This is a genomic window from Nocardia nova, assembly GCF_002933465.1.
Lineage (GTDB): Bacteria > Actinomycetota > Actinomycetes > Mycobacteriales > Mycobacteriaceae > Nocardia > Nocardia nova_B.
Genome location: NZ_PSZE01000047.1, coordinates 13,955 through 27,322 on the forward strand (window position 1 = coordinate 13,955; position 13,368 = coordinate 27,322).

Below are 13,368 nucleotides of genomic sequence, written 5' to 3' on the forward strand. Positions count from 1 at the left end.
GTGTTTCGCTATGAGCTCCTATCGGGTTCGGTTGCTGAGTCGTCGCCAGCAGATCAGTGCTGCGGCGAGGTTGAGGAATCCGTGGTGGATGTCGGTGCGTCGTTCCCATCGGATGGCCAGGCGCCGGTACTGGTGGAGCAGGGCGAAGGTTTGCTCGACGATCCAGCGGCCGGCGGTGACCTTGTCACGGGTGCCGCGGCGCGCGATGTATCCGGTGATATGTCGTTGCCGCAGTTCGGAATACACACTGGGATAGTCGTATCCTTTGTCCGCGATCAGGGTGGTGATCCGGCGACGGGGTCGGCCTGGCCGCCCGCGCAGGGGGCGTACCCGGTCGAGCAGCGTGGGCAGCAGCAGATGGTCGTTGACGTTGGCCGCTGACAATGCGACTGCGAGTGGGAAGCCGTTCGCGCAGGTCAGGATGTGGTGCTTGGATCCGGTCTTGGCGCGGTCGACCGGGCTCGGACCTGTTGCGGCGCCCCTTTTTTCGCCCGCACGTGCGAGCCGTCGACCATCACCCGGTCGAAGTCGATCATCCTGGCGGCATGGGCACGGGCGAGCACCGCCTGATGGATCTGTTCGAACGCTCCGGCGGCTTGCCAGTCGCGTAACCTGCGCCAACAGGTCATCCCGGACCCGAAGCCCAGTTCCTGGGGCAGGTCTTCCCATCCGATCCCGGTGATCAGCACGAACAAGATCCCCTGCAGCACCAGACGGGAGTCCATCTGCGGCGGTCCCGGTGTCCCGGCCGGTTTCACCGGCAGTAGCGGCTCGATTACCGCCCACAACTCGTCATCCACGATCCAGGGCGCTGCCACATCGAAACATCCTGCACTGCAACCGAACCCGCCACCAACCGAACAAACCTGTTAGGAGAGCTCTACGTACACGCCAGCGCCGCTGCGAATGCGGCTGGGCGGGGCTAGGACCGCACCATCGACGGCTTCGACGGTGTGCCGCCGATTCGGCCGGTAGCATCACCGCGTCACCGGCCCCGCCCCGCACCCGCAGTTAACGGTCGGGCTGCTGCACGATCGGATGACAGCGTGACCTATCCGTGAAGCAGTGCCAAGCCCTTCTCTCTCAACAATCAGCCCGGCACTCCGCCGAGCTGTCACACCAATAAGTATCCGGACTCACCGGGGGATTCACTTGCTGTCGCTGGGCGAGGTAGCAACGATGGGTACATCGTCATCCGCACGAGGGCTGTACACACTGCTGTGAACACGGAATTGGACAGCCTTGTCCGCGGTACAGCGCATGTCGATAGGAGCGTGACACGTTCTATGACAGAAGCCACCGAACAGTCCAGCACAACCGGATCCGTCCCTGCGGGGACTCCACCGCACACCAAGCCAGCGCCGGTGCCAGACGGCGCGGTGATGGTGATCGTCAAGATCGCGCGGTTCAATCCGGAGAACAACCGCGGCCCCTATTGGGAGAGTTTCCGGGTGCCGGCGCTGCCCACCGACCGGCTGCTGAACTTGCTCATCTACATCAAGAGCTACCTCGACGGCACCCTGACCTTTCGGCGGTCGTGTGCACACGGCATATGCGGCTCGGATGCGATGCAGATTAACGGCATCAACCGTCTTGCCTGCAAGATCCTTCTCAAAGATCTGCTGCACCGCGACGGTTCCCCGACGACGATCACGATCGCACCGTTGCGCAGTCTGCCGGTGGAGAAGGATCTGGTGGTGGATATGGAGCCGTTCTTCGATCTGTACCGCGAGATCAAGCCGTATCTGATCACCTACGGGCCTGAACCGGAACGCGAACGGATACAGTCTCCGACCGATCGCGCCCGTTTCGATGACACGACCAAATGCATCCTGTGTGCCTGCTGCACCAGCGGTTGCCCGGTCTACTGGGCGGAGAAGACGTACTACGGACCGGCTGCGTTTGTCAACGCTCACCGGTTCATCTTCGACAGCCGCGATCACGGCGCGGCGGAGCGCCTCGAGATTTTGAACGACATCGACGGAGTGTGGCGGTGCCGTACCACCTTCAACTGCACGCAGGCCTGCCCGCGCGGTATCCAGGTGACCAAGGCGATCACCGAAGTCAAACGGGCCCTGATGTTCACACGTTGACCTGTCCCGGGAGCGACCGGCAAATCCTGTGTAGCAGTGCTCTACATCAAAGACGGCAACCTTGCTGACGACTCCGGATCTCCTGCGGCTGCAATAGCACCCACCATCGCCGCAGGCATCTCGGTCAAATCCGATATGGCCAGAACATGCCGGGAACCAAAGGATTGGACAGAACACTCGGGGAGTACACCCCGTCACCGGAATCGGCGGTCGATGACCTCGCGTGGAAGCTGGTCGGGAGTCGGGTAGGTGATCAGTACGCGTATGTCGTCGGGATCGACGCCGTCGACGAATGTGATTCCGTGCAGGGTGTTGGTGTATGTGCTGGGATAGTGGGCGCGCAGGCGTTGTTCGATCTGTTGCAGTTCTTTCTCGCTGCCGGCGGACCAGATGATCTGCTCGACGCCGACGTCATTGATGTCGCGTGCGTTGTGTGCCTCGTGTGTACGCAGGTAGAGCTGGAAGCCGTCCGGCGTCAACAGAAGCGCCGCGTCCGGTTCGTGAATCGCGACGTTGCACTGGAACACGTCGCGGTAGAAGCCCACGGAACGCTCGAGGTCGGACACTCGCATCAAGCAGGAGGCGATCCGCGCCGCGGTACTCACATTCGTTCCCCTCCTTCGAGAAGCACTGCCCAGGCCTTCACGCTACGCCCTGCCCGATTTTACCGGTACCCAATAGATTTCGTGTCGTTCACTATGTGCGGCTTCGCGGCGCGGGGGCGCGCCCGGGCGGCTGCGTCGGGCGCGGGGTTGTTGTCGTGGGGTCGGGGATCGGTCGGGTGATCGGGGCCTCGGTGGCCACAGTGATCTGCTGTCCATGGTGGGTGATGCGGATCGGTTGACCGGATTGCAGGGTGTAAGTCGCGGTAGGTGCCGTGATGTCGACGGCGAGGGTTCGCTCGCGCATAGTGACGGAGAAGGTGAGGCGGGTCAGTTCCTCGGGTAGGCGTGGCGCGAAGGACAGCTCGCCGTTGTTGTCTCGCATTCCGGCGAATCCTGCGATGAGTGCGATCCAGCTGCCGGCGAGGGCGGCGATGTGCAGGCCGTCGCGGGTGTTGTGTTCGAGGTCGTCGAGGTCCATGAGGGCGGCCTCGGCAAGGTAGTCGTAGGCCAAGCCGGTGTGGCCGACCTCGGCGGCGAGAACCGCTTGGGTGCAGGCGGACAGCGACGAGTCGCGGACGGTGAGTCGTTCGTAGTAGGCGAAGTTGCGGGCTTTCTGCTCCGGGGTGAAGGCGTCGGCGCGGCGGTGCATGGCCAGTACCAGGTCGGCTTGTTTGACCACCTGTTTGCGGTACAGGTCGAAGTACGGGTAGTGCAGCAGCAGCGGATATTGCTCCGCGGTGGTGGTGTCGAAGTCCCAGATCTGGTGGGCGGTGAAGCCCTCGGCCTGCGGGTGGATGCCGAGCGTCTCGTCGTAGGGGATGTACATGGCGTCGGCGGCGTCGCGCCAACGGGCGGTTTCCTCGTCATCGATCCCGAGGTCGCGGGCGGTGTCGGGATGGCGGGCGGCGGCATCGGCGGCGGCGCGCAAATTCTGTTGTGCCATCAGGTTGGTGTAGACGTTGTTATCGGCGACGGCGCTGTATTCGTCGGGCCCGGTGACCCCGTCGATACGGAAGCGGCCGGCGGTGTCATGGTGGCCCAACGCCGCCCAGAGCCGGGCGGTTTCGGTGAGCAGTTCGAGTCCGATGTCGCGTTCGAACGCGTCATCACCGGTGGTGTGGAGGTAGCGGATCACCGCGTCGGCGACGGCGGCGTTGATGTGGAAGGCGTCGGTACCCGCCGGCCAGTAGCTCGAGCACTCTTCGCCGTGGATCGTGCGCCAAGGGAATGCGGCACCGGCCAGCCCGAGCTGGGTGGCGCGGGCGGTGGCCATGGGCAGCGTGGAGTGGCGCCACCGCAACGCGTGTGCTGCGGCGTCGGGGGCGACCTGGGTCAGCACCGGAAGTACGTAGGCTTCGGTATCCCAGAAGCTGTGTCCGTTGTAGCCCGGGCCGGTGAGTCCTTTCGCGGGGATCGCGCGGCCCTCGGCGCGCGCGGCGGCCTGCAGCACATGGAACAGCGAGAACCGCACCGCTTGCTGGATCTCCGGATCGCCGTCGAGTTCGATGTCGGCCCGGGACCAGAAGTCGTCGAGGTAGGCGCGTTGCGCGGCGGCCAAGCCGTCCCAGCCCGTCCGTCGTGCGCCGGCGAGGGCGGCATCGGCCTGATCGCGCACCGCGGGCAGGGAGCGCGTTCCCGACCAGCCGTAGGCGACGAACTTGTCCAACCGCAGCCGTTGGCCGGGCTGAAGCTCTGCGGTGACGGTGACGCGGCCCAGGTGCGGGAAGCTTTCCGATTCCACCTGCGTGTTGTCGGGTCCGTCGACGGCGTGGTCCATCACGGCGGCGATGCGCAAACCGCTGCGCCCGATGGAATGCACCAACCCGGCGCGGGTGCCCTTGGCGGCGTGTTCTTCGGCGATCAACGGCGCTTGCTCGGCCGCGGCACGCGGGTCGCCGTCGGCCGCCGGTAGCGCTTCGTTGGCGACCAGCTCGGATTGGATGACCACGCGCACCGGCCGGTCGAGAGCCTGCACCTGGTACCGGATCGCGGCGATCGCCCGGTGCGCCAACGACACCATGCGGGTCGAGGACACGCGCACCGCGCAATCGGCCGGAGAGGTCCAGTCGGTGCGGCGGTGCAGGACTCCGTCGCGGAAGTCCAGGCACCACTCGTGGGCGTCGAGCCGACCGTAGGTGATGTCGAACGGTTCGTCGTCGACGAGCAGCCGGATCAGTTTGCCGTTGGTCACGTTGGTGATCATCTGCCCGGACTCGGGGTACCCGTAGCCGGGCTCGGCGTAGGGCAGGGTTCGCAGCTCGTGGACCCCGTTGAGGTAGCTGCCGGGCAACCCGTGCGGTTCGCCCTCATCGAGGTTTCCGCGCCAGCCGATGTGCCCGTTGGACAGCGCGAACACCGATTCGGTCTGGGCGAGCACCTCCGGGTCGAGGCCGGTCGCGCGCAGGCACCAGGGTTCGATCGTGAACGCGGGGTGATTGATCATCGGCGTCCGGTCAACTCGGCCAGGTCGGTGACGACGGTGTCGGCGCCGTGTGCGATCAGTTCGGTTGCCTGACCGACACGGTCGACGCCGACCACGTAGCCGAACCCTCCGGCGCGACCGGCGGCGACACCGGCGAGGGCGTCCTCGAACACGGCAGCGCCATCCGGTGCGACCCCGAGCGCACGCGCGGCGGCGAGGAACATGTCCGGCGCCGGTTTGCCCGCCAACTTCTCCCGCTGCGCTGTGACCCCGTCGATGCGCTGCTCGAACAGGCCTTCGATGTGCGCGGCCACCAGCACATCGCGGCAGTTCGTGCTCGACGACACCACCGCCCGCCGCAGCCCGGCCGCACGCACCGCCTCCACATAGGCCACCGAACCCGGATACGCCCGCACGCCGTCGTCGCGAATCCGGCGCAGCACGATCTCGTTCTTACGGTTCCCCAAGCCCTGCACCGTCTCGTCGTCCGGCCGATCGTGCGGGTCTCCTTCGGGCAGGTCGATCCCGCGAGAGGCCAGGAACGCGCGGGTGCCGTCGGCGCGGGGCTTGCCGTCGACATAGGCGTCGTAGTCGGCGACCGGGTCGAACGCCACGAACGGTGAGTGCTCTCGCGCTGCCCGGGCCCGCAGGTAGCCGTCGAACATTTCCTGCCACGCCGCGGCATGCACCCGGGCGGTGTCGGTGAGCACACCGTCGAGATCGAACAGACACGCCCGGATCCCGTCCGGCAGTCCCAGCGTCACGGCAGCGCCGATCCGCACGCGCGAGCAATCGAGGCGTCCAGCGATCTGCGGCACATCTGTGCAGTTTGCTCGCTCTGTGGGGTTGTTTGCAGCCGAATTCGGATTGCCCGTCGAGCTGAGACACGGGGCTCGGGCATCGACTGTGAACGCGTGTGGGCATATCGTCGTGTTGAGTACCGCTTCGGTATTCGGAACCAGGGTAGCCGCGACACTCGCCCACACACGGGCGCACGACTTTCGCCGGCTGCCCGCCCCTTTCGAGGACGTGCTATGTCCATCGTTATCGTCGTTGTGGTTGTCGTCGTGATCTTGGCCCTGATCGGCCTGTCGCTGTCGGTGCGAGTCGTCACCCAGTACGAAAAGGGTGTGCTGTTCCGGCTCGGCAAGGTGGTCGGGGTCAAACAACCGGGTCTGGCCCTGATCATTCCGGTCATCGACCGGCTGACGAGGGTGTCGCTGCGCATCGTCACGATGCCGATTCAGTCCCAGGGCATCATCACCCGCGACAACGTCAGCGTCGACATTTCCGCCGTCGCCTACTTCCGCGTGATCGACGCGGTGAAATCGGTAGTGGCCATCGAAAACGTCAACGCGGCCATCGACCAGATCGCGCAGACCACGCTACGCAAGGTCGTCGGCCAGCACACACTCGACGAGGCGTTGTCGGAAACCGACGTCATCAACGCCAACATCCGCGAGATCCTGGACGTGGCCACCCTGGAATGGGGCGTCGAGGTCACCCTGGTCGAATTGAAGGACATCCAACTGCCCGAGAGCATGAAACGGGCCATGGCCCGCCAGGCCGAAGCCGAGCGGGAGAAGCGCGCGAAAATCATTGCCGCCGAAGGCGAATCGATGGCCGCCGCCGCACTCGGCGACGCTTCGGACACCATGATGGCGCACCCGTTGGCGCTGCAACTGCGCAACCTGCAGACCCTCATCGACCTCGGCGTGGACAAGAACACCACGGTCGTGTTCCCCGCACCGCTGATGAGCGCGATCGGCGAACTCGGCGCCTTCCTCGCCCGCGAATCGGCCGCCGCCGCATCGATGACCACCGCACCCGCCGATCCCGAGCCCGCGCGTCCGGCGCCGGCCGAGCCCGCACCGAATTCCGGCGGTCATCGACCGGTCGGGGATCAGACCGCCGTGTAGGCCGGCACGTGGTCAGGACTGGCCGAGGATCCAATCCCGCAGGACTACCGCCTGGTTGTGCTCGGTGTCTTTGGCCGAGTAGAGCAGCACCACCCTGCCCTCGGTGGCGGCGGCGATGATCGGCCGGGCGAGGTCGCGATGCGCGTCGAGTTCGGCCGAATACTCTTCACGGAACTCGTCGAAGCGATCGGGCACGTGACCGAATCGTTTGCGCAGCTCGGTACTGGGTGCCACGTCCTTGATCCAGGCGTCGTAGTCGAGGTCTGCCTTGCGGATGCCCCGTGGCCAGAGTCGATCGACCAAGAAGGTCGGCGACGACTTCTCGGTGCCCCGCGCGTCGTAGGCGCGAACCAACTCGATCGGGCCCATCACACACATGGTAGTCGTCGAGATTCATGGTTCGCGGCTGTTACGCACCCCGTGACCCGGTGAGCCAGAACGGTAGACCGGGCAAACTGCAAGTATGCAACGTGTCTCTTTAGAAGCCCTTGCCCGTCAGCAGATCGAACAGGCTGCCGTCCGCGGTGGCGGGCATACCGCCGACACCGTCTACGGCGGACACGAGAAGGTGTTGCGCCAGACGGTGATCGGGATGATCGCGGGCGCTCGTCTCGGTGACCATCCCAACCCTGGTGAGGCCACGATGCTGGTCTTGTCCGGCCGGGTCCGGCTGACCTGCGCGAACAACTCGTGGGAGGGCCGCACCGGCGACCTGCTGATCGCGCCGCCGGGCCGTCATAGCCTGGAAGCGTTGGAGGATTCCGCGGTGCTGTTGACCGTGGCCAAGCTGCTCTGACAGTAAGGAACCGTCGACGGCGAATACGGTTTCGGCTCAGGACGAATCGGCGAGCGCAGCGCCCTTCCTGCGAGCGGAAAGCGTGAGAACCCTCGACGAGGGCCGGAGCTACGGCGTAGGTTGAGGTGTGCTGAGACAGCCAGTCGGTCCCGGAGCGAGTTCAGTCGGTCGCCGGTGACCGTGGCGAAGAGAAGTTCGGTCCCGGGCACGCTGGTGACCGCCGTCTCGCCGAGATCACCATGAACGCTCTCTCCAGTAGCGACAAGCAATGACGTCCGGCCGCTGCAGACGATGCACCGTGCGACTACGAACAGGCCGGGCCACGACATCTCGTCACGATTCCCGGTGCCCGGTCTGAACCTGGAGGCCGCTGCGTCGGGTTCGGCCGTGAGCTCACAGGAAGCGAGGTGCCGACGTGATGTGGTTACACGACAATCACCGACGGGCTGAGGACGGCGGGCTTGTCGGCCGGGTCGGGGGCAGCGATGGCATCTGACAGTCATGGTGGGGTGGCGGATTTGCTGGTGATCTTCGGGATCACCGGGGACTTGGCGCACAAGATGACGTTCCGCGCGCTGTACCGGTTGGAGCGGCGCCGGCTGCTCAACTGCCCGATCATCGGTGTCGCCGCGGAAGACCTGCCGGTCGAGCGGCTGGTGGAGCGTGCCCGCGAGGCGATCGCGGGTACCGGGGAACACGTCGATGACGCGGCGTTCGACCGCCTCGCCGCACGCCTGTCCTATCTGCACGGTGACGTCACCGACGACGCGCTGTATGACCAGCTGGCGAAGCGGGTCACCGCGTCCTGGCGACCGCTCTACTACCTGGAGATGCCGCCGGCGTTGTTCGGGCCGATCGTGGAGCACCTGGGCAAGGCCGGCTTGGCCGAACACGCGCGGGTCGCGGTGGAGAAGCCGTTCGGGCACGACCTGGACTCCGCCCGGCAGTTGAACGCCCGGCTGCACCGGGTGCTCGCCGAGGAGCAGATCCTGCGGGTGGACCATTTTCTGGGCAAGGAACCGGTGATCGAACTGGAGTACCTGCGTTTCGCGAACCTCGCCTTCGCGGAGCTCTGGGATCGGCGCAGCGTGTCCGCCGTGCAGATCACCATGGCCGAGAATTTCGGTGTCGAGGACCGCGGCGCGTTCTACGACGCGGTCGGCGCGTTGCGTGACGTGGTGCAGAACCACCTGATGCAGGTGATGGCGCTGGTCGCGATGGAGCCGCCGGCCGGTGCCGGCGGCGATGAGTTGCGTGACAAGAAGGCCGAGGTGTTCCGGGCGATGCCGGCGGCGGATCCGCGCCACCTCGTGCGCGGGCAGTACGACGGGTACACCGATGTGCCCGGGATGGCGAAAGAATCGAGCACCGAGACGTTCGTGGCGCTGCGCCTCGAGATCGATAACTGGCGTTGGTTCGGGGTGCCGATCTTTCTGCGCGCCGGCAAGGCGCTCCCGGACCGGGTGACCGAGGTCCGGCTGATCCTGCACCGCACCCCTCGGTTGACCTTTCTGCACAATCCGACGCAGATCGAACCGAACCAGATCGTGCTGCGCATCGACCCCGACGCGGGCTTGCGTATGCAGATCGCGGCACGGGACGGCGACTCGTGGCGCGCGGTTCACTTGGACACCTCGTTCACGAAAGAACTCGGCGAGCCGCTGGAACCCTATGAACGGCTCCTGCACGCGGCGATGGTCGGCGACCGCCACCTGTTCGCCCGTGAGGACAGTGTCGAGCAGACCTGGCGCATCGTGCAACCGCTGCTCGACCACCCCGCGCCGATCCGCCCCTACCAGCGCGGCACGTGGGGACCGCGCGAGGCCGACGACCTGTTGCGCGGCCATCCGGGCTGGCAGCCGGCCTGGTCGGCAGCCGACAGCTGAGGCGGCCCTGACCGCCTGACCGCCTCCCCGCTCTCGAGGAACGCCAATGACCGAACGTCGCACAGTCCGCCCCGCCGACGGCGACGACCAGGCGCCGCCGGGGTTCCGGTCACGGCTGCGCACGGGTTCCGACATCGTCGATCCGGCGAGCTGGGCCGGCTCGATCCCACAAGCCACTGGGATCGCTCCGCGGCTGCGGGTCGGCCAGAGCAAATGGTTCAACCTGCTGTGGTTGCTGCCGATCGGATTCGTGGTCCTGATCGTCGCGGTCGCCGTCGCCAAGGGCCTGCGGGATATGACCTCGGTGCAGCAGTTCATCGCCGACAACCCGGGGACCGTCATTTCGCCGAGCACCGTCCATCCGGGGCTGTCGCTCTGGGTGGGCGTGCAGCATTTCTGCAACCTGTTCCTGCTGATCTTCATCATCCGTTCCGGGCTGCAGATCCTCAGCGATCATCCGCGGCTGTATTGGACTCGGCACAGCACCCCGGGCCGGGACTGGTTCCGCATCCAGCGCCCGGTTCCGGTCGACCCGCTGTGGACGGCGAAGAAGGATTCCATCAGCCTGCCCGGCCAGATCGGGTTACCGGGTATCCGGCATTCGATCGGGCTGGCGCGCTGGTGGCATCTGGGCGTGAACACCCTCTGGCTGCTCAACGGCGCGCTGTTCTACGTGCTGTTGTTCACCACCGGGCAATGGCGGCATGTGGTGCCCACCAGCTGGTCGGTGTTCCCGAACGCGGTGTCGGTGCTGATCCAGTACCTGTCGCTGGACTGGCCAGTGGAGAACGGCTGGGTGGCCTACAACAGCCTGCAGTTGATCGCCTACTTCATCACGATCTTCATCGCGGCGCCGCTGGCGTTGCTGACGGGACTGGGCATGTCCCCGGCGCTATCGACCCGCTTCAAGCCGATCAGCAAGCTGTTCAGTATCCAGCTGGCTCGCTCGATGCATTTCCTGGTGCTGGTGTGGTTCCTGTTGTTCATCACCGTCCACGTCGCGCTGGTATTCATGACGGGTCTGCTGCGCAATCTCAACCACATCTACGCCGGGCGCGACGCGACCGATTGGGTAGGTTTCGCGGTGTTCGCCGCGTCGATAGTGGTGGTCGTCGCGGCGTGGGTGGCGGCGACCCCGTTCACGCTGCGCCACCCCCGGGTGGTGCAGCGAGTCGGGTTCGCGCTGATCGGTCCGGCGCAGCGGCTGTTCGAACACCTGGACGCGACGCCCGGGGAGTACACGGAAAAAGACATCTCGCCGTACTTCTGGCACAACGGCCGGTATCCCGATTCGGCCGAGTACACCGCCCTGCTCGACGGCGGTTTCGCCGACTACCGGCTGCGGATCACCGGCCTGGTCGAGAAACCTGCCGAACTGAGCCTGGCCCAGCTGCGGGCGCTGCCGCACCACGAGCAGATCACCCAGCACTTCTGCATCCAGGGCTGGTCGGGGATCGCCAAGTGGGGCGGGGTGTCGATGCACACCATCCTCGACCTGGTCGAGCCGCGGCCGAAAGCGAAGTGGGTGGTGTTCTACTCACTCGCCGAGGGGCCCGACAAAGGCCTCTACTACGACGCGCACCCGATCGAGCAGATGAGCTACCACCTCACGATGCTCGCCTATGACATGAACGGTGAGCCGCTGACGTTCGGCCACGGCGCCCCGCTGCGGCTGCGCAACGAGTCCCAGCTCGGCTTCAAACAGGTCAAGTGGATCCAAGGCATCGAGTTCGTGGCGCACTTCTCCGACATCGGCGGCGGCTACGGCGGCTACAACGAGGATCACGAGTTCTTCGGCTACCGGCAAACGATCTAGACACACAAACAAGGACGGGGCCAGATATGAGCACCGAACAGCAAACATTCGTCATCGTGGGCGGCGGCTTGGCCGGCGCCACAGCGGCCGAATCGCTACGCACGCAAGGCTTTCCCGGTCGGATCGTCCTGCTCTGCGAGGAGAGCGAGCGCCCCTACAATCGGCCTCCGCTGTCGAAGGACTATCTGCAGGGCAAGTCGAAGAAGGACAAGATCTACGTCCACCCGCAAACCTGGTACGCCGAGCACGACGTTGTGCTCCGGCTGGATACCCGGGCAACCGGGTTCGACCTCGCCGCTCACCATGTCAGCGCCGCCGGTGGCGAGCGGATCGGCTATGACAAGCTGCTGCTGTGCACCGGCTCCATCGCCCGTCGGCTGAGCGTGCCCGGCGCCGAGCTCGACGGCGTGTTCTACCTGCGCCGGCTCGAGCAGTGTGAGGCCATCAAGGCGGCGTTCGCCACCGCCGGTCGGGCGGTGATCATCGGGGGCGGGTGGATCGGGCTGGAAACCGCCGCGGCGGCGCGCGCGGCGGGCTGCGAGGTCACCGTGATCGAGAGGGGCGAGCTGCCGTTGCTGCGCGTGCTGGGCCGCGAGATGGCCGAGATCTACGCCGATCTGCACCGGGCGCACGGCGTCACATTGCGCTTGGGTGTCACGGTCGCCGAAATCACCGGCGATGGTGGTCGAGCCAACGGCGTCCGCCTGGGGGACGGCAGCGTCATCGAGGCCGACGCGGTTGTGGTCGGGGTGGGCATCACCCCCGACACCGAACTGGCCGAGGCGGCCGGCCTGCATGTCGACAACGGCATCGTCGTCGACGAACGCCTGGCCACCAGCGACCCCGATGTGGTCGCGGCCGGGGACGTCGCCAACACCTACTATCCGCACCTGGGGACGCATCTGCGCCTGGAGCACTGGTCCGCGGCGCTCAACCAGCCGGCGGTGGCCGCGGCCACCATGCTGGGCCGTGACGCGGTCTATGACCACGTGCCGTACTTCTACTCCGACCAGTACGAGATGGGTATGGAGTACTCCGGCTACGTCGCCAATGGCGACTACGACGAGGTCGTTTTCCGCGGCGATGTGAAACAGGGGGAGTACGTTGCGTTTTGGCTGCGTGACGGGCGGGTGCGGGCAGGCATGAATGTCAATGTCTGGGACGTCACCGACACGATCGCCGCCCTGGTCCGCGCCGGCCGGCCCGTGGACCGTGACAAGCTGGCCGACCCCGGCGTACCGCTGGCGGAGGTCACTACGGTACCGGCGGCGCGGTCATGACCACGTCGATGACCGCCGCGCAAATCGAGCTCGCCGGGCGCCTGGCCGCCCAGTTGCGGGTGGACTCGATCCGCTGCAGCACCCGGGCCGGCTCCGGGCACCCCACCTCGTCGCTGTCGGCCGCGGACCTGATGGCCGTGCTGATGGTCGGGCACCTGCATTACGACTGGCACCGCCCCGACCTGTCGGCCAACGATCACCTGATCTTCTCCAAGGGGCACGCGTCCCCGCTGTTGTACTCGATGTTCCGCGCCGCCGGCGTCGTGGACGAGAACGAGCTGATCAAAACCTACCGGCAACTCGGCTCCCGGCTGCAGGGCCACCCCACCCCGATACTGCCCTGGGTGGACGTCGCGACCGGCTCGCTCGGTCAGGGCTTGCCCGACGCGGTCGGGGTGTGTCTGGCAGGCAAGCGCCTGGACAAGTTGCCCTATCACGTGTGGGTGCTGTGCGGGGACAGCGAAACCGCGGAAGGCTCCATGTGGGAGGCCCTGGACAAGGCCGGCTACTACCGGCTCGGCAACCTCACCGCCATCATCGACATCAACCGG

11 protein-coding genes and 1 pseudogene are annotated in these 13,368 nt (G+C 66.2%); 7 read left to right on the plus strand and 5 right to left on the minus strand.

Annotation, left to right across the window (positions count from 1 at the left end; all coding sequences use genetic code 11):
* Positions 1–18: 18 nt before the first annotated feature.
* Positions 19–818 (minus strand): IS5 family transposase gene (locus C5E41_RS31595; protein WP_104379352.1). Its coding sequence is split into 2 segments (ribosomal slippage): positions 19–488 and positions 488–818, totalling 801 coding nucleotides; the frame shifts between segments, so codons are not numbered across the junction.
* 468 nt (positions 819–1,286) lie between these two features.
* Here C5E41_RS31595 and C5E41_RS31600 point away from each other — a divergent pair.
* Positions 1,287–2,093: a succinate dehydrogenase iron-sulfur subunit gene (locus C5E41_RS31600; RefSeq protein WP_104379353.1), complete on the plus strand. Its 807-nt coding sequence runs from the start codon at positions 1,287–1,289 to the stop codon at positions 2,091–2,093.
* Positions 2,094–2,287: 194 nt separating this feature from the next.
* Here the strand turns inward: C5E41_RS31600 and C5E41_RS31605 are convergent, their stop codons facing one another.
* The 3 genes from C5E41_RS31605 to C5E41_RS31615 form a co-directional block, all read right to left on the minus strand.
* Complete coding sequence (locus C5E41_RS31605) at positions 2,288–2,698, minus strand: glyoxalase (RefSeq protein ID WP_308706106.1); 411 nt, start codon at positions 2,696–2,698, stop codon at positions 2,288–2,290.
* Between the two features lie 91 nt (positions 2,699–2,789).
* A complete protein-coding gene (locus tag C5E41_RS31610) occupies positions 2,790–5,141 on the minus strand; it encodes a glycoside hydrolase family 65 protein (protein ID WP_104379354.1) in 2,352 nt (783 codons plus the stop codon).
* Positions 5,138–5,929 (minus strand): beta-phosphoglucomutase family hydrolase, encoded by a 792-nt coding sequence (locus tag C5E41_RS31615; protein WP_258081395.1) that lies wholly within the window; start codon positions 5,927–5,929, stop codon positions 5,138–5,140. Before C5E41_RS31615 ends, C5E41_RS31610 begins: the two co-directional genes overlap by 4 nt.
* Positions 5,930–6,154: 225 nt before the next feature.
* On the opposite strand from C5E41_RS31615, the gene C5E41_RS31620 reads away from it, so the two are divergent.
* Entirely contained in the window at positions 6,155–7,039 is an 885-nt protein-coding gene (locus tag C5E41_RS31620) for a slipin family protein (protein WP_104379355.1), read from the plus strand.
* A gap of 12 nt (positions 7,040–7,051) precedes the next feature.
* Here C5E41_RS31620 and C5E41_RS31625 read toward each other — a convergent pair whose 3' ends face one another.
* Positions 7,052–7,408: a DUF488 domain-containing protein gene (locus C5E41_RS31625; RefSeq protein WP_104379356.1), complete on the minus strand. Its 357-nt coding sequence runs from the start codon at positions 7,406–7,408 to the stop codon at positions 7,052–7,054.
* A 94-nt stretch (positions 7,409–7,502) separates the two neighbouring features.
* Between C5E41_RS31625 and C5E41_RS31630 the strand changes: the two genes are divergently transcribed.
* The 5 genes and pseudogenes from C5E41_RS31630 to C5E41_RS31650 all read left to right on the plus strand — a co-directional run.
* Positions 7,503–7,835: a cupin domain-containing protein gene (locus C5E41_RS31630; RefSeq protein ID WP_104379357.1), complete on the plus strand. Its 333-nt coding sequence runs from the start codon at positions 7,503–7,505 to the stop codon at positions 7,833–7,835.
* A 485-nt stretch (positions 7,836–8,320) separates the two neighbouring features.
* A complete protein-coding gene (locus C5E41_RS31635) occupies positions 8,321–9,721 on the plus strand; it encodes a glucose-6-phosphate dehydrogenase (protein WP_104379358.1) in 1,401 nt (466 codons plus the stop codon).
* A gap of 46 nt (positions 9,722–9,767) precedes the next feature.
* On the plus strand, positions 9,768–11,537 hold the full coding sequence (locus tag C5E41_RS31640) for a molybdopterin-dependent oxidoreductase (RefSeq protein ID WP_104379359.1): 1,770 nt from the start codon (positions 9,768–9,770) through the stop codon (positions 11,535–11,537).
* A gap of 26 nt (positions 11,538–11,563) precedes the next feature.
* Positions 11,564–12,817 carry an NAD(P)/FAD-dependent oxidoreductase gene (locus C5E41_RS31645; RefSeq protein ID WP_104379360.1) on the plus strand — a complete coding sequence of 418 codons (1,254 nt, stop codon included), beginning with the start codon at positions 11,564–11,566 and terminating at the stop codon, positions 12,815–12,817.
* Positions 12,814–13,368, plus strand: a pseudogene (locus C5E41_RS31650) (transketolase); the annotation flags it as partial. The gene C5E41_RS31645 and the pseudogene C5E41_RS31650, both read left to right, overlap by 4 nt.